Annotated in this window: 16 protein-coding genes; 5 read left to right on the top strand and 11 right to left on the bottom strand. The window is 72.0% G+C overall.

What is annotated here, in order from left to right:
• Both ABZ914_RS30790 and ABZ914_RS30785 read right to left on the bottom strand, forming a co-directional pair.
• Window positions 1–698 (bottom strand): FAD binding domain-containing protein (locus ABZ914_RS30790; protein ID WP_500197491.1); only part of this gene is annotated, 698 nt, incomplete at its 3' end.
• Between the two features lie 4 nt (window positions 699–702).
• Window positions 703–3,036, bottom strand: a complete 2,334-nt coding sequence (locus ABZ914_RS30785; RefSeq protein ID WP_500197489.1) for a xanthine dehydrogenase family protein molybdopterin-binding subunit — start codon at window positions 3,034–3,036, stop codon at window positions 703–705.
• A 723-nt stretch (window positions 3,037–3,759) separates the two neighbouring features.
• Between ABZ914_RS30785 and ABZ914_RS30780 the strand changes: the two genes are divergently transcribed.
• The 3 genes from ABZ914_RS30780 to ABZ914_RS30770 all read left to right on the top strand — a co-directional run bounded on the left by ABZ914_RS30780 (window position 3,760) and on the right by ABZ914_RS30770 (window position 6,971).
• Entirely contained in the window at window positions 3,760–5,343 is a 1,584-nt protein-coding gene (locus tag ABZ914_RS30780) for a GMC oxidoreductase (protein ID WP_500197488.1), read from the top strand.
• Between the two features lie 72 nt (window positions 5,344–5,415).
• Window positions 5,416–6,495 (top strand): NAD(P)H-dependent amine dehydrogenase family protein, encoded by a 1,080-nt coding sequence (locus tag ABZ914_RS30775; protein ID WP_500197487.1) that lies wholly within the window; start codon window positions 5,416–5,418, stop codon window positions 6,493–6,495.
• Entirely contained in the window at window positions 6,492–6,971 is a 480-nt protein-coding gene (locus tag ABZ914_RS30770) for a carboxymuconolactone decarboxylase family protein (protein ID WP_500197485.1), read from the top strand. The genes ABZ914_RS30775 and ABZ914_RS30770 overlap by 4 nt, the downstream gene beginning before the upstream one ends.
• Before the next feature lie 31 nt (window positions 6,972–7,002).
• Here the strand turns inward: ABZ914_RS30770 and ABZ914_RS30765 are convergent, their stop codons facing one another.
• From ABZ914_RS30765 to ABZ914_RS30740, 6 genes are read right to left on the bottom strand one after another with little or no spacing between them, the layout of a single operon-like run.
• Window positions 7,003–7,308 carry a hypothetical protein gene (locus tag ABZ914_RS30765; RefSeq protein ID WP_500197484.1) on the bottom strand — a complete coding sequence of 102 codons (306 nt, stop codon included), beginning with the start codon at window positions 7,306–7,308 and terminating at the stop codon, window positions 7,003–7,005.
• The gene (locus ABZ914_RS30760) at window positions 7,293–8,639 is read right to left on the bottom strand and encodes a metal-dependent hydrolase family protein (protein ID WP_500197482.1); all 1,347 of its coding nucleotides are present in this window, start codon (window positions 8,637–8,639) and stop codon (window positions 7,293–7,295) included. The genes ABZ914_RS30765 and ABZ914_RS30760 overlap by 16 nt, the downstream gene beginning before the upstream one ends.
• On the bottom strand, window positions 8,636–8,968 hold the full coding sequence (locus ABZ914_RS30755; RefSeq protein WP_500197481.1) for a hypothetical protein: 333 nt from the start codon (window positions 8,966–8,968) through the stop codon (window positions 8,636–8,638). The genes ABZ914_RS30760 and ABZ914_RS30755 overlap by 4 nt, the downstream gene beginning before the upstream one ends.
• A complete protein-coding gene (locus ABZ914_RS30750) occupies window positions 8,965–10,224 on the bottom strand; it encodes an aromatic ring-hydroxylating oxygenase subunit alpha (RefSeq protein ID WP_500197480.1) in 1,260 nt (419 codons plus the stop codon). The genes ABZ914_RS30755 and ABZ914_RS30750 overlap by 4 nt, the downstream gene beginning before the upstream one ends.
• A gap of 25 nt (window positions 10,225–10,249) precedes the next feature.
• Window positions 10,250–10,873: a carboxymuconolactone decarboxylase family protein gene (locus ABZ914_RS30745; RefSeq protein WP_500197478.1), complete on the bottom strand. Its 624-nt coding sequence runs from the start codon at window positions 10,871–10,873 to the stop codon at window positions 10,250–10,252.
• Complete coding sequence (locus tag ABZ914_RS30740; RefSeq protein WP_500197477.1) at window positions 10,870–11,634, bottom strand: SDR family NAD(P)-dependent oxidoreductase; 765 nt, start codon at window positions 11,632–11,634, stop codon at window positions 10,870–10,872. The genes ABZ914_RS30745 and ABZ914_RS30740 overlap by 4 nt, the downstream gene beginning before the upstream one ends.
• A gap of 209 nt (window positions 11,635–11,843) precedes the next feature.
• On the opposite strand from ABZ914_RS30740, the gene ABZ914_RS30735 reads away from it, so the two are divergent.
• Window positions 11,844–12,464 (top strand): TetR/AcrR family transcriptional regulator, encoded by a 621-nt coding sequence (locus ABZ914_RS30735; RefSeq protein ID WP_500197475.1) that lies wholly within the window; start codon window positions 11,844–11,846, stop codon window positions 12,462–12,464.
• A 36-nt stretch (window positions 12,465–12,500) separates the two neighbouring features.
• On the opposite strand, the gene ABZ914_RS30730 is transcribed toward ABZ914_RS30735, so the two are convergent.
• Genes ABZ914_RS30730 through ABZ914_RS30720 form a run of 3 tightly spaced genes read right to left on the bottom strand, consistent with a single transcriptional unit; the run spans window position 12,501 to window position 14,964 of the window.
• The gene (locus ABZ914_RS30730) at window positions 12,501–13,346 is read right to left on the bottom strand and encodes a TauD/TfdA dioxygenase family protein (protein WP_500197474.1); all 846 of its coding nucleotides are present in this window, start codon (window positions 13,344–13,346) and stop codon (window positions 12,501–12,503) included.
• Window positions 13,343–13,678 (bottom strand): hypothetical protein, encoded by a 336-nt coding sequence (locus ABZ914_RS30725; RefSeq protein ID WP_500197473.1) that lies wholly within the window; start codon window positions 13,676–13,678, stop codon window positions 13,343–13,345. Before ABZ914_RS30725 ends, ABZ914_RS30730 begins: the two co-directional genes overlap by 4 nt.
• On the bottom strand, window positions 13,675–14,964 hold the full coding sequence (locus ABZ914_RS30720; RefSeq protein WP_500197472.1) for an aromatic ring-hydroxylating oxygenase subunit alpha: 1,290 nt from the start codon (window positions 14,962–14,964) through the stop codon (window positions 13,675–13,677). Before ABZ914_RS30720 ends, ABZ914_RS30725 begins: the two co-directional genes overlap by 4 nt.
• A gap of 129 nt (window positions 14,965–15,093) precedes the next feature.
• On the opposite strand from ABZ914_RS30720, the gene ABZ914_RS30715 reads away from it, so the two are divergent.
• Window positions 15,094–15,322 (top strand): aldehyde dehydrogenase family protein (locus tag ABZ914_RS30715; RefSeq protein ID WP_500197471.1); only part of this gene is annotated, 229 nt, incomplete at its 3' end.

Below are 15,322 nucleotides of genomic sequence, written 5' to 3'. Positions count from 1 at the left end.
GCCGCCTCGGCGGCGGGGGCGCGCAGCGGCGTGGAGCCGAGCCCGAACTGGCCGATGCCGCACCGCCCGACCCGGCCGGCGCCGTCCAGCTCGACGGCGACGGCCGCGCCCGCGATGGCGAAGTCGCCGCCGCGCCGCGCGAACTCCTCGATCGCGAAGCCGCTCCGGCCGCGCCGTGCCGGGAAGTCGACGGCGGTCAGCAGCTCGTCCTCCGCCAGCGCGGTGCTCCACAGGCCGGTGAAGAAGTCCGCGGCGGGGATGGTGCGGGTGCCGCGCGGCGACACCGCCTCCAGCCGCGCGTCGAGCGCGAGCACGACGGCGGGGTATTCGGCGGCGGCGTCGGCGTGGGCGAGCGACCCGCCGACGGTGCCCCGGTTGCGGATCTGGAAGTGGCCGATCAGCGGGGTGGCGCGGGCCATCAGCGGGACGGACCGGGCGACCTCGGCGGACCGCTGGACGGCCGCCTGCCTGGTGCCCGCGCCGATCCGGACGGTCCCGCCGCGCTCCTCGACGCCGCGCAGGCCGTCCAGCCGGCGCAGGTCGACCAGGTGCTCGGGGGCCGCGAGCCGCAGGGCGAGCATCGGCACGAGGCTCTGCCCGCCGGCGATGGCCTTGGCGTCCTCGCCCAGCTCGGCGAGCAGCCCGACGGCCTCCTCGACCCCGCCCGGCAGGTGGTACTCGAACGACGGCGGTTTCATCGCGTCACCGCCCGTCCGCGCCGCGCACCAGCGCGAGGACCGTCTCGGGCGTCAGCGGCAGCCGGGTGATCTCGGCGCCGAACGGCGCGAGCGCGTCGGCGACGGCGTTGGCGACCGCGGGCGGCGCGCCGATCGCGCCGCCCTCGCCGACGCCCTTGTAGCCGCCGGGCCCGGGGGACGGCGTCTCGACGTGGCCGTACTCGATGTCGGGGACCTCGGCGGCCGTGGGCAGCAGGTAGTCCATGAAGGTGGTGGCGACGGGGTTGCCTTCGGCGTCGTAGGCGAGGTGCTCGCAGAGCGCGTTGCCGATGCCCTGCACGACGCCGCCCGCGATCTGCCCCTCCACCACGTTCGGGTTGATCATCGGGCCGCAGTCCTCGCTGACGATGTAGCGCAGCAGGGTCACCGCGCCGGTCACCACGTCCACCTCGCAGGTGCACAGGTGGGTGGCGTTGGCGTAGATGAGCGGGTTCTCCGGCCGGTACCGGCCGGACGCCTCCAGGCCGGCGGGCACGCCCGGCGGCAGCGTCTCCGGCTGGAAGTAGGCGGCGTTCGCGATCTCGGCGAGCGTGACGCCCGACTCCGGCACGCCGCGCACGCTGGCGCGTCCCCCGGCCAGCTCGATGTCGCCGGGGTCGGCCTCCAGCCGGTGCGCCGCGATCGCGGCGATCCGCTCCCGCAGCACCGACGCGGTCTCCGCGACGGCGCCCGCGGTCATCGAGCCCGACCGGCTGCCGGCCGCGCCGCCGCCGAACGGGGTGACGGCCGTGTCGCCCTGCACGGTGCTGACGTCGGCGATGTCCACGCCCAACGCGTCGGCGGTGAGCTGCACGACCGTGGTCTCGATGCTGTTGCCGCTGGAGCCGCCGGAGACGTACACGTTGACCTTGCCGGACGGCTCGATCCGGATCGTCGCGCCCTCGGTGGCGTGCAGCGCGATCGCGGCCGAGGTCGGTTCCACGTACGTGCAGGTGCCGACGCCGATGTAGCGGCCTTCGGCGCGAGCCCGCTCCTGCTCGCGCCGGAACGCCTCGTAGTCGAGCATCTTCAGCGCCTGCTCGAACGTCTCCAGCGGCGTGATGCCGTCGTAGGGGATGCCGCAGGGATTGGTGTAGGGCAGCTCGTCGCGGCGCAGCAGGTTGCGGCGGCGCAGCTCGGCCGGGTCGATGCCCATCTCGCGGGCTGCCGAGTCGAGGAGCAGTTCCCGCGCCAGCGACTCGAACTGCCACGGCCCGCGGTAGGCGGTGCGGCCGGAGGTGTTCGAGAACACCGACGCCGTCGCCCACGCGGCCTTCGGGACGCGGTACGGGCCGGGGAAGAACATCCCGACCGCCGCGGACGTCCCGACCGGCCACGGCACCGGGTAGGCGCCGACGTCCTCGACGTAGTCGATCGCGGCGGCGAGGATCGCGCCGTCGGCGTCGAGGGCGATCCGGACGTCGCCGTGCGCGTGCCGCGACATGCCGGCCGACTGCAGGTTCTCGCGCCGGTCCTCGATCCACTTCAGCGGGCCGGGCACCTTGCGCGCGGCCAGCATGACGCACATGTCCTCGCGCTGCGGGATCACCTTCTGCCCGAAGCCGCCGCCGGTGTCGCGCATCACCACCCGCACCCGCTGCTCGGGCAGCCCCAGCAGCCGGGAGCAGAACAGCCGCACCTCGTGCGGGGACTGCGTCGCCGCCCAGATCGTCAGCTCGCCGCTCGGCGCCGACCACTCGGCGACGATCCCGCGCGTCTCGATCGGCACCTGGCTGCAGGCCTGCTGGCGGAGCGTGCGTCGCACGACCACGGGCGCCTCGGCGAAGACCGGTTCGACCTCCGCGAACGGCGCGCCGGGGAACTCGCCCGCGAGGTTGCCGGGGTAGCCGTCGTGGACGAGCTCCCCGGACTCCCCCGCGGCGGCGTAGTCGACGACCGGGGGCAGCGGCTCGTAGTCGACGACGACCAGCTCGGCGGCGTCCTCGGCGACGTAGCGGTCGGTGGCGACGACCATCGCGACGGGGTCGCCGACGAACCGGACCTCGCCCTCGGCGAGCGGGGGCCGCGGGGTGTCCGGGACGTCCCGGCCGATCAGCGTGTACCACTGCTCGCGCACGTCCGGGTTGAGGTCGGCGGCGGTGAACACGGCCCGGACGCCGTCGACGGCGAGCGCCTCGGCCGCGTCGACGCCGAGGATCCGGGCGCGGGCCAGGGGGCTGCGGACGAAGCAGGCGTGCAGCATCCCGGGCCGCACCACGTCGTCGACGTACGTGCCGTGGCCGGTCAGCAGCCGCGGGTCCTCCACGCGCGGGACCCGCGTCCCGGCGTACCGCGCCGCGGCCGTCGTCGCGCCCGTCACGGGCGCACCGGCCCGGACGGCCGGGGGGACTCGGACGACTCACCCAACGGAGGACCTCCCTGTGCCAGGTGCGCGGCGGTCGCCGCGCACACGCCGTTCCGCACTCGCTTCCCGTGCCGCGGGCCGGTCAGTTCCAGTAATGCTGAGCACTTGCTTAGCATCGCGCCGAAAAGAGGGTCAAGACCGCTCTGAGCAGGGTATATGTGGTGTCGGTCGACGAATTACGGCATGCCGGAATGAGCGTCTCGCGCGGCCTGCGAGAACGGCCGGCCGGAGCGGCCACAGGTGACGAGAAGAAAATTCTGTGTATTCGATATGAGATTTTCGAAATACGGTAACGGGCTTACCATGAGGTCGCGACGGCCCGCGTCCCAGCCGTACGGCGGGGGCGGGCACGGGTCTCTCGCGACCTCGACCGAACAAGATCAGGGAATCTGTATTGTCTTGCTGCCGAGTCCACCTCATCCGGACACGAAACGCAAGAGGCGGACCACACCCCGCCGCGACGACCGGTCGGGGCGAGCCCTCACCGGGGCCGGATCACCTCCCGGTTGGCATCCGGGCACACATTCGCTCCGGCGAATCGCTCACTTCCGTCAGTAAAACGCGGCGCGCCCGACTCCCTACCATTGGCCCACCGTTAAGAGAACGGTGGCGTTTCGCTAAGAGCGGCGCCGCACGCCCGCGACCTCCGCCCCCGCCGCTCGACCGAATGGAGTGACCATGCCCGAGATGAGCCGCCGGTCCCTGCTGGCCGGCGCCGCCGCGACCGTCGGGCTCGCCGTCGCCGGCACGCCCGCCGCCCGGGCCGCAGCACCGCGCCGCGCACCGGTGACGCGCGAGGAGCACCGCGCCGTCATCATCGGCTCCGGTTTCGGAGGCGGCGTGGCGGCTCTCCGGCTCGCGCAGGCGGGCGTGGAGTGCCTGGTGCTGGAGCGCGGCGTCTGGTGGCCCACCGGGCCGAACGCCGAGACGTTCCCGCACCCCTCCTCCCCTGACAAGCGGATGTTCTGGCTGGGCTCCACCCCGACGATCCTCGGCATCCCGGCGGACCCGTTCCCGCACTACACCGGGCTGCTGGAGCAGGTGCCCGGCAACGGCATGGACATGATCGTCGCCGCAGGCGTCGGCGGCGGCTCGCTGGTCTACCAGGGCATGACGCTCCAGCCGGCCGAGCACGTGTTCAACGCCAACCTGCCCGAGCAGCTCGACTACGCCAAGATGGACCGGGTCCATTACCGGCGGGTCGCGCAGATGCTGCAGATCGAGACGGCGCCCGACGAGCTGGTCAACAGCACGACCTACAAGCCCGCCCGGGTGTTCGCCGCGAACGTCCGCAAGGCCGGCTACGACGTCACGAAGATCCCGATGCCGATCGACTGGACGTACGCGCTGCGCGAGCTGAAGGGCGAGATGAAGCCGTCCTACACCAACGGGGACTGCGCTCTGGGGGTGAACAACGGCGGCAAGCACTCGGTGGACGTCACCTACATCGCCGCCGCGCAGGCCACCGGGCGGGTGACCGTGGCGACGCAGCACAACGTCACCGACGTGCTGCTGGCCAAGGACGGCCGCTGGGAGGTCCACGTCGACCGCATCGACACCGGCGGCACCGTCCTCGAGAAGAAGATCATCACCGCGAAGGCGCTCGTCATGGGGGCCGGGACCGCCGGCACCACCAGGCTGCTGATGCGCGCGGCGGCCAAGGGCCAGATCCCCGACATGCCCGACGGGCTGGGCGCCGGCTGGGGCTCCAACGGCGACCGCATCTACCTGTGGAGCGACTTCGCGGACGACTTCGGCGCGCCGCAGGGCGGCCCGGTCGTCTACGGCAGCCTCGAGTGGGACGACCCGGACGGCGCCAACACGATCATCCAGGCGTCGCTGCCGCCGATCGGGGCCGACATCCGGTCCACGATGATGGTCGGCTACGGCGTCAGCAAGGGGCGCGGCAGGTTCGTCTACGACTCCGGCAAGGACGACGCCGTCCTGCAATGGCCCAAGGGGGCGGACGACGCGCTCTACAAGCGCATCAACGACCGCGCCGACAAGATCGCCGGCCAGGGGTCGGTCCTCACCGACACGACCGGTGCCTACCCCTCCACCTGGCACCCGCTCGGCGGCGCCTCCATGGGCACCGTCTGCGACCTCGCCGGCCGGGTCCAGGGCCATCGCGGCCTGTACGTGCTCGACGGCGCGCTGCTGCCGGGCACCGCGGCCGCCTGCAACCCGTCCATGACGATCGCCGCGGTCGCGGAGCGGGCGACCGACGACCTGATCGCCAAGGACGTGGGCGTGGTGTTCTGACACGCCCTGGGGGCCGGCCCCCGCGCGCACCACGGCCTGTACCTCGGACCAAGCGCTTGCTACGCTTCGCGCATGATCCCGACGGTCGTGTGGGGCACCGGCAACGTCGGCCGGCTGGCCGTCCGGGCCGTCGACGCCCATCCCGCCCTCGGCCTCGCGGCCGTGCTCGTCCACGACCCCGATAAGGCCGGCCGCGACGCGGGCGACCTCGCCGGGCTCGGCCGCGACCTCGGCGTCGCGGCGACCACCGACATCGACGCGGTCCTGGCGGCCGGTCCGCGCGCCGTCGTGTACGCGGCGTCCGGGGACGTCCGTCCGGACGACGCGCTCGCCGACATCGTCCGCGCGGTCCGGGCCGGCGCCGTGGTCGTCACCCCGGCCCTGTACGCGCTCTACGATCAGCGCAACGCGCCGCCCGAGATCCGCGAGCCGGTGCTGGCGGCCGTCAAGGACGGCGGCGGCTCGCTGTTCGTCTCCGGAGTCGACCCCGGCTGGGGCAACGACGTCCTGCCCCTGATGATCAGCGGGCTCGGCACGACAGTCGACGCGATCCGCTGCCAGGAGATCTTCGACTACTCCACCTACGACCAGCCGGACGCGGTCCGGTTCCTGGTCGGCATGGGGCAGCCGATGGACTACGAGCCGCCGATGCTCGCGCCGACCGTCCCGACCATGGTGTGGGGCGGGCAGGTGCGGCTGATGGCCCGCGCCCTCGGCGTCGAGCTGGACGAGGTCCGCGAGACCCTGGAGCGGCGCCCGCTCGACGCGACTGTGACCACCGCGACGATGGGCGAGTTCGAGGCCGGCACGCAGGGCGCGGTGCGCTTCGAGGTGCAGGGCGTCGTCGGCGGCGAGCCGCGCATCATCGTCGAGCACGTCACCCGCATCCACCCGTCCTGCGCACCGGACTGGCCCGTGCCGCCCAGCGGCGACGGCGCGCACCGCGTCGTCATCGAGGGCGACCCGCGCATCGAGGTCACCGTCGAGGCCACCGGCGAGGACGGCAACCGGTCGGTCGGCGGGAACGCCACCGCCGTCGGCCGGCTGGTCGGCGCCGTCGACTGGCTCGTGGCCGCCGAGCCGGGACTCTACGACGCGCTCGACGTCCCGCTGCGCCCCGCTGTGGGAAGGCTCGGAAGGAAGCACCCGTGAACATCGACGTCCCCGAAGGCAAGGACCCGATCGAGTACGTGTGGGGCGAGATGGTCCCCGGCATCGGGCCCGCCGCCTCGCGCCTGTCGCTGTCGGTGTACGCCGACGGCACCCTCGGCCTCCGCGAGTTCGAGGCCGCCCGGCTGCGCATCGCGCAGATCAACGGCTGCCTCTTCTGCATGGACTGGCGGACCGAGCGGGACGGCCGGAAGGTCGAGGAGGAGTTCGCCGACGCGGTCGCCGAGTGGCGCACCACCCCGGCCTTCGACGACCGCACCCGGCTGGCCGCCGAGTACGCCGAACGCTACGCCCTCGACCACCACGGCCTCGACGACGCGTTCTGGACCCGGATGACCGCGCACTACAGCCAGGCGGAGATCGTGGAGCTGAGCATGTGCATCGGCTCCTGGCTGGCGTTCGGCCGCCTGAACCGCGTGCTGGGCCTCGACACGATGTGCATGCTGCCGCGCCCCTGACCGGTCGCCGGTGCGGCGGGTCCCGGAACGGCTATCCGCCGAACTCGCGCAGGTAGCGGACCTTCGGCGGCGGGTCGAGCCGGACGCCCTCCGGCCGCGACAGCCTCCCGGACGCCTGCGCCTCGCCCAGCGCCGCCCTGGCCTTCTCCGGATCGCCCTCGATCTCGTAGATCACGACGAGGCCGCCGCCGTCGAGCGGCTCCAGCCGCCGGGCGGAGACGAAGCCCTCGATCCGCAGCATCTCGGGAATGTGGGTGTTCTGGTACCAGTCGTGGTAGGCCGGGGTGTCCCGGTCGGACGAGGGGGCCGATTCGACGATCATCACGCCGCCGGACATGTGCGCTCCGTTCGATGACTGCGTTGCTCGGGCGTTGCTCGGACGTTCTTGTAGACGCGGCCGTCCTTCATGACGAACCGCACGTCCTGGGTGACGGCGATGTCCCGCGACGGGTCGCCGGGGACGGCGATGACGTCGGCGAGGCAGCCCTCCTTCAGGCGGCCGAGCTCATGGTCGAGCTCGACCAGCTCCGCGCTGGTGACGGTCGCGGCCCGCAGCGCCTGCATCGGGGTCATGCCCCGTGCCACCAGCGCGACGAGCTCCTTGGCGTTGTCTCCGTGCGGGACGGCCGGGGCGTCGGTGCCGCAGGCGATCCTGACCCCGGCGGCGATGGCCTTGGGCAGCATCGACCTGGCGCGCGGGAAGACCTCGGCCGCCTTCTTCCGCAGCTCCGGCGCCGCCCGCTCGATGTCCATCGCGTCGGTCAGGTAGGTCGTCGACACCAGGAACGTGCCGTGCTCGGCCATCAACCGAAGGGTCTCCTCACTGGCCAGGAAGCCGTGCTCGACGCAGTCGATGCCCGCACGCACGCACGCCCGCACCGCCCGGTCCCCCACCGCGTGCGCGGCGACGCGGACGCCCGCCCGGTGCGCCTCGTCGGCGATGGCCGCCAGCTCCTCGTCGGAGTACTGCTGGGAGCCGGGACCCGTGCTGTGCGACATCACCCCGCCGGACGCCGACACCTTGATCACCTTGGCGCCGTGCCGGATCTGGTAGCGGACGCACGCGCGCACCTCGCCCACCCCGTTGGCGATGCCCTCCCCGATGCTCAGCGGCATGATCCCCGGCGCCAGGCGCTGGAAGACGGTCGGGTCGAGGTGGCCGCCGTACGGGGTGACCGCGTGTCCCGCCGGGATGACGCGCGGACCTTCCACCCATCCCTGGTCGATGGCGCGCTGCACCGCGACGTCCAGGAGGTACCCGCCCGTCTTGACCATCAGGCCGAGGTTGCGGACGGTGGTGAACCCGGCGAGCAGCGTCGTGCGGGCGTTGAGGGTCGCCCGGATCGAGCGGTACGCCGGGTCGTCCTGGACCCCGTGCATCGGCAGCGGCAGGCCCGTCGGCGTCTCGGGGCCGCCGATCAGGAAGTTGAGCTCCATGTCCATCAGGCCGGGCAGCAGCGTCACGTCGCCGAGGTCGATCTCGGCCGCCCCGGCGGGGACCTCGGCGGGGTTCACCGCGGCGATGCGGTTCCCCGCCACCACGATCACCGCCGGCGACCGGACCTGCCCCGCGTCGACGTCCGCCCACCGGCGGGCCCGCAGCACGATCGGCGCCCCGGACGCGCCGGACGCCTCGGTCGGCGCGGACTCCTCGGCCGGTGCCGTCACGGCACGGGCTCGACGACGCAGTCGAAGCTCGACGACCCGCTGTCCGGGACGCGGGGCTGGCGCCACACCTCGACCGGGAAGGACACCTGGATCATCGAGTACAGCAGGTGCAGGAGGTTCACCGCGTCGTCGGGCAGCGCGTCGAACGGGAGCCCTTCGAGGTAGGCCATGGCCTCCTCGGCGCGGGGCACGACGGCGTCGTAGAACGCCTGCATCTCCTCCGTCGTGCCGGCCAGCCGGGTGCCGTACCGCTCGTGCTCGGTGGCGAGGCACCATTTCGCGGCGAACGGCTCGAGATCGGCGAATTCCGCGGGCAGCAGCGCGCTCACTTGCGGGCCCCCTCGTGGTCGTCGACCCAGTCCGCCACGGCCTTGTGCAGGTGCCGGCAGAGGATCTCCTGGTCGTTGAGAAGGAAGCGGTCGATGTACCGGGTCTCGAGCATCATCTGCGTGGCCTCCAGCGTGTTGGAGTCCTGGAGCGCGAATTCCTTGAACGTCACCGCCGCCATTTCCTGGGCGATGCGCTCGCGGACGCCGGTCGCCGGCACGAAGTAGACGTTGCCCTCGAAGATGTGCGTGTTGTACGACGTCGGCCAGTAGTGGTACGTCAGGTACCAGCCCTGGCTCCAGATGAGGATCACGAAGTTCGGGAAGAGCTGGAAGGAGTCCAGCCCCCACGGGTCGCATTTCGCCGGGTTGACGCCGGGCGGCATCTCGCCGAGGTCGACCCGGTCCCAGGGGCCGAACAGCCCGCTGCGGGTCAGGATCTCCATCGGTTTGACCAGCTCCGAGTCCATTTCCCAGAAGCGGACACCGGACGTGCTCACCATCCGGTGCGGGCCGTCGATCTGGTAGTGCGGCGCCTCGAACCCGGCCTGCTGCGCGGCCGCGGAGTACTTCTCCGGCGACTGCTTCGCGTGCAGGACGGGCGCGTGGTAGAACTCCGCGAACGCGTCCATGTACAGCTTCCAGTTCGCATGGATCGTGGTGGTGTAGCCGAAGCGCGCGGTCTGCTTCTCGAACGGGTAGCCGTCGAGCGCGGTCACCATCGGGCCGAGGAACTCGCGCAGCGACTGCTCCGGCTCCCGCGCGAAATTGACGAAGACGAAACCGGCCCAGACGTCGCAGTGCACCGGCGCGAGGCCGTACCGGCCCTTGTCGACGTCGAAGAACTCACCCTCCTGCTGGATGAAGGTCAGCGCGCCGTCGAGGTCGTACCGCCAGCCGTGGTACTTGCAGGTGAACTGGCGGCAGAAGCCCGCCGTTTCCCGCTTCGGATCGTCGGACCAGACGAGCTTGTTCCCGCGGTGGCGGCAGATGTTGTGGAAGGCCCGGACCTTCCCCTCCTTGTCGCGCAGCACGATGATCGACGCGTGCGCGGCGTCGACGTCCTTGGTGAAGTAGCTGCCCTTGCGCGGGAGCTGCTCCACCCGTCCGACGTTCAGCCAGGCCCGCTTGAAGATCGCGTCCTTCTCGCGCTCGTAGAACTCGGGCGTGATCGAGTCCTCGTAGGACACCGGGTCCGTGCCGAGTCCGGGATAGTGCTCGGTCCAGCTGCCTTCCGGTGGTTTGGGGAAACGCGGCATGGTCCTCCTCCTTCGGGGGGTGCGGTCACTGGGCGGACGCGCCGGAAGGGCCGGTGGCGGGTTCGGCGCCGGGGTCCGGGCCGCTCGACGGCTCCAGCCCGACGCTGTTGAGGACCATGGCCAGGCAGACGTAGCCGCCCACGACGAAGAGCAGTTCGAGGAGCTGCCGCTCGTCGAAGCGGCCGGCCAGGCGCTCCCAGAGCGCGTCGTCGATGGTGTGCGCGTCCACGAGCTGGTCGGCGGCGCGCAGGACGTCGCGGTCGCGCTCGGACCAGTTCCCGGCCTCGGCGCCGTCGCGGAGCGCGGCGATCTGCTCGGGCCGCAGTCCTGCGGCCTTCGCCATGCCGGTGTGCTGCGCCCACTGGTAGCGGCAGCCCGTCCGGTGCCCGACGCGCAGGATCAGCAGTTCGCGGTCGCGGGGGTCGAGGGTGCCGTCGTCGAGCAGCGTGCCGCTGAACGCCAGCCAGGGCGCGCCGAGCCGGGGGTGCCGGGCGAACAGGCCGAGGATCGACGGCACGGGCGGCGCGTCGGCGGCACCGGTCAGGTAGCGGTCGGCGCGCGCCATGTTGCCGCGGAGCAGCTCGCGCTCCTCCTCGGCCCACTCGGCGATCGGCAGCGGCCCCATCCGGGGCGCGGCGGCCGGCGTCACAGGACCGACCCGCCGTTGACGCCGAGGACCTGCCCGGTGATGAAGCCGGCCTCCTCGGAGGCGAGGAAGGCCGCCGCCGCGGCGGTGTCGTCCGGCGTGCCGAGGCGGCCGAGCGGGATGGCCGCGGCCATCGTCTCGTTGGCGGGCAGGTGCCCCTCCGCCTGGGAGCGGTGCTGCATCGGCGTCTCGATCCCGGACGGCGGGATGCTGTTGACCGTGATGCCGTGCGAGGCGTAGGCGCGGGCCAGGGACTTGGTCAGCACGATCACGCCGCCCTTGGCCGCGGCGTAGTGCGCCATGTCCGGCGAGCCCCGCTGGGCGCTGGACGAGGAGATGGTGACGATGCGGCCCCAGCCGGCCGCGACCATGTCGGGCAGGGCCATCTGGCAGCAGTTGAAGGTGCCGGTGAGGTTCACGCCGACGAGGCGGTCCCACCGCTCGGGCGTGATGTCCTCGAACCGGTCGAACGCGACGAGGCCGGCGCTGGTCACGAGGATCCCCGTCGGCCCGAGCACCGACCGGGCCTCGGCGAACGCGGCGCCGAGGGCGGGGCGGTCGGTGACGTCGGCGGCGAGCCCGAGCGCCTCGGCCCCGGCCGCGCGCAGCTCCTTGGCGACCCGGTCCGCGCCGTCGCCGTCGAGGTCGAGCACGGCGACGCGGTGGCCCCGCTCGGCCAGGCGGCGGCAGGCGGCCTCGCCGATGCCCGACGCCCCGCCCGTGACGACGGCCACCCGAGGCCGCTGACCCTCGGTATGCGGCATCGCTCCGTCCTTCCTCGCTCGCAGGCGACTCCGACGACGGGGCGAACCCCACCGGCACCGCCCCTGGCTCGCGGCAGCGATGCTAGTCAATCGACTAACATCCTTTGGCCACATGACTAACATGGGCGCCGGGCCCGGGGCAAGACCCGGGCCGCGACGGACCGAGGCCATACTGGAGAGGCTTTCCGAAACCCAGAGGGAGGACGCGCATGCCGGCACGGCGGAGCCCCGTCGACGACTCGGCCACCCGTACCGCGCTGCTCGACGCCGCCCAGGAGCTCATGCTCGAGGAGGGCTACGCGGCCGTCACCACCCGCCGCCTCGGCGCGAAGGCGGGGCTCAACAACGCGCTGGTCTTCTACTACTTCGGGACGATGGACAACCTGTTCGTCGAACTCTTCCGGCGCGGCGCCGAGCGGAGCCTGGAGCGGCTCAGGCGGGCGCTGCGGTCGCCCCAGCCGCTGTGGGCCCTCTGGGAACTGACCCACGACTACTCGAGCAACGCGCTCACCATGGAGTTCATCGCGCTGGCCAACCACCGCAAGGCCATCCGCGCGGAGATCGCCGCGTACTCGCGGACGTTCCGGACGCTCCAGCTCGAGACGCTGTCGGACGTGCTCGACGGCTACGGCGTCGATCCGGAGCGGTGGCCGCCCGTCTCGCTGATCCTCTTCATGACCGGCATCTCCCGCTTCCTGCACATCGAGGAGGGGTTCGACCTCGACGTCGGCCACGCGGAGACGGTCGCGGTCATCGAGCGCGAGATCCGCGCCCTGGAAGGGGACCGCCGGCCGGCCGACGCCGAGGTCGTCGCCGGGGGCTCCGACTGAGTCCGGGGCGCCGGCCGGCGGGCGGCGCGCGGCCTCTCACCGGATCGGCTCGTCCCCGAACACGGTCGTGCGGAGCAGTTCGCGCGGCGAGTCCGGCGGGTAGGGCGCGGCGCGGTGCACCACGCCCGTGTTGTCCCAGATGACGGTGTCCCCTACCGACCACTCGTGGCGGTAGACGCGGCCGGGCGACGTCGTCCGGCCGAGCAGGTCGTCCAGCAGCCTCCGGCCTTCGCCGGCGTCCATCCCGACGACGTGATCGGCATGGACGCCGACGACCAGCGACCTCCGTCCGGTGCGGCGCGTCCACACCAGCGGGTGCGTCGACGCCGGCCGTTCCCGCCACCGTTCGAGCTGCTCGGGCGTGGGGTCGGGGTGGACGCGGCGCTGCGACGCCTCAAGCGTGTGCACGACGCGGAGGGAGCCGTACCGTTCGCGTTCCTCCTCGCTCAGTTCCTCGTAGGCGGCGTAGGTGCTGGCGAACTCCGTCTCCCCGCCGCCCGCCGCCACCTGCTTCGCGCTGAGGACGGTGGCCTTCTGCGGCGGCTCGCCGTGGAGCGGCGTGCAGCCGTCCATGTGCCACTCGAAGGTGGCCTTCAGGTGGTCGGCCGAGGCGTTCTTCGCCTTGTCGAGGGTCACGCGGTAGATCCCCCGGACGGGGTGGTGGCCCCGCTCGTAGTCGATCTCGCCGAGCCGCCGCGCGAAGGCGACCTGGTCCTCCGGGCCGAGGTGGAGGCCGCGGAAGACCAGGACGCCGTACCGCTCCAGCGCCTCCATGACCGCCCCGGCCATCGCGCCGTCGCGGACCAGCCGCTCGGCGTCGGCGCCGCCGACCTCGGCGCCGACCGCGGCGGTGAGGGGGACGCAGGCGATCGTCCTCGTCACGGCGCGGGCTCCAGGTAGCGGTCGAAGTAGGCGGTGCCGGAGTCGATCACCTTGGGCTGCTGCCAGACCTCGACGGGCAGCGACACCATGATCAGCGAGTAGACGAGGTGGAGCAGGTTCAGCTCCCGCTCGGGCAGTTCGTGCAGCGAGAACTCGTCCAGGTGCGCCATCGCGTCGCGCACCCGGGGGTACATCGCGTCGTAGAACACCTGCATCTCCGCCACGGTGCTCTTCAGCCGCTCGGCGTACCGGGCCGCCTCGGTCGCGATGCACCACTTCTCGGCGAAGGGCTCGCACTCGGCGAACTCCTCCGGCAGCATCCGGTCGCTCACGCCGGCACCCTCTTCCCGTCCCGCAGGTACGACCGCACCCAGTCGTCGACGACCTTGTGCAGGTGCCGGACCGTCACCTCCTGGTCGCACAGCGGGTACGCGCCGACCACCCGGGACTCCAGGCCCATCTGGGTCCCGTCGAGGGTGCCCGCGTCCTGGAGGCCGGCCTCCTTGGACACGACCGCGGTGACCTCGTGGCGGATCCGCTCGCTGGCGCTCCGCGACGGCGGAAAGTAGTACGACATCTCCCACATGTGCGTGTTATGGGACGTCGGCCAGTACTGGTACGTGAGGTACCAGCCCCGCTCGTAGACCAGGATCACGAAGTTGGGGAAGATCTGGAAGTTCGAGATCGACCACGGGTCGAGCCCGCCGGGATTGAGCCCGGCCGGCAGGTGGGCGGGGTCGAGCTCGGGGATGTCCGGGCGCTCCCAGGGGCCCATGAGACCGGACTCGGTGACGTGCTCGATCGGGTACATCTGGTCCGGCGGCGTCATGTGCCGGGGCACGCCCTTCCAGCCGCCCGTGCTGATGAGCCGGTGCGGGCCGTCCATCTGGAAGTGCGGGACCTTGAAGCCGGTCTGGAAGCTCCGCAGCGACGGCACCTGCTGCTGCGAGTGCAGGATCGGCGCGTGGTAGTACTCCTGGAACGCGTCGAGGAAGATCTTCCAGTTGCTCAGGAGGTTCGCCTTGAACGCGTAGCGCTCGGTGAGCAGATGGAACGGGTAGCCTTCCAGGCCCCGCACCATCGGTCCGAGGAATTCGAGGAGAGACCGGCCGGGTTCGTCGGCCAGGTTGACGAAGACGAACCCTTCCCAGACCTCGCAGTGCACCGGGACCAGCGGGAATTCGGCCTTGTCGAAGTCGAAGTACTCCTCCTCCTGGAGAACGAACTTCAGCGAGCCGTCCAGGCCGTACCGCCAGCCGTGGTACTTGCACATGAACTCGCGGCAGACGCCCTTGGTCTCGTCCCTGGGAGTCTCGCCCCACAGCAGCTTGTTGCCGCGGTGGCGGCACACGTTGTGGAAGGCGCGGACCCGGCCGTCGAGACCGCGCGCGACGATGAGCGAGGTCTTGGCGACCTCGATGTCCTTGGTGAAGTAGCTCCCCTTTCGGGGCAGCTGCTCGACCCGGCCGACGTTGAGCCACGCCCGCCGGAAGACCGCCTCGCGTTCCAGCTCGTAGAACTCCGGCGAGATCGAGTCCTCGTACGACACGAGGCGGGTGCCCATCTCCGGAACCCGCCCGGTCCAGCTGGCCTCCACCGGTTTCCCGGAGCGCGCCATAGCCGATCCTTCCGTTCTGAGTTCGTGTCCGACGACACCTGGTCACGATGTTCATCGACTGACTAACATGACCTGGATAACACGGCACGGACCGGGCCGCAAGGGCGCGTTTCCGGAAAAGGAGCGTCCATGGACGAGCGGAAAGACCTGTTCATCGGCGGCGAATGGACCACTCCCGGCACCCCCCGGCGCATCGAGGTGGTCTCGCCCCACACCGAGCGCCCGCTGGCCCGCGTGGCCGCGGCGGGCGTCCCCGACGTCGACCGCGCCGTCGCGGCGGCGCGGCGGGCGTTCGACGAGGGGCAGATCGGAAGAGCGTCGGGGGGGGAAAGAGTGTGCCGGTTCTGGTGTAGATCTC

The organism is Spirillospora sp. NPDC046719 (assembly GCF_040645715.1).
GTDB lineage: Bacteria > Actinomycetota > Actinomycetes > Streptosporangiales > Streptosporangiaceae > Spirillospora.
Note: the sequence above shows the minus strand (reverse complement) of the source record. Positions and strands in the feature narration are given on the sequence as shown.

What these genes read in the sequence shown, in the direction of transcription:
- ABZ914_RS30740 (WP_500197477.1), bottom strand. Translation starts at nt 11,634, where the DNA reads ATGCCGCATACCGAGGGTCAGCGGCCTCGGGTGGCCGTCGTCACGGGC.
- ABZ914_RS30720 (WP_500197472.1), bottom strand. Translation starts at nt 14,964, where the DNA reads ATGGCGCGCTCCGGGAAACCGGTGGAGGCCAGCTGGACCGGGCGGGTT.
- ABZ914_RS30750 (WP_500197480.1), bottom strand. Translation starts at nt 10,224, where the DNA reads ATGCCGCGTTTCCCCAAACCACCGGAAGGCAGCTGGACCGAGCACTAT.
- ABZ914_RS30735 (WP_500197475.1), top strand. Translation starts at nt 11,844, where the DNA reads ATGCCGGCACGGCGGAGCCCCGTCGACGACTCGGCCACCCGTACCGCG.
- ABZ914_RS30765 (WP_500197484.1), bottom strand. Translation starts at nt 7,308, where the DNA reads ATGTCCGGCGGCGTGATGATCGTCGAATCGGCCCCCTCGTCCGACCGG.
- ABZ914_RS30780 (WP_500197488.1), top strand. Translation starts at nt 3,760, where the DNA reads ATGCCCGAGATGAGCCGCCGGTCCCTGCTGGCCGGCGCCGCCGCGACC.
- ABZ914_RS30775 (WP_500197487.1), top strand. Translation starts at nt 5,416, where the DNA reads ATGATCCCGACGGTCGTGTGGGGCACCGGCAACGTCGGCCGGCTGGCC.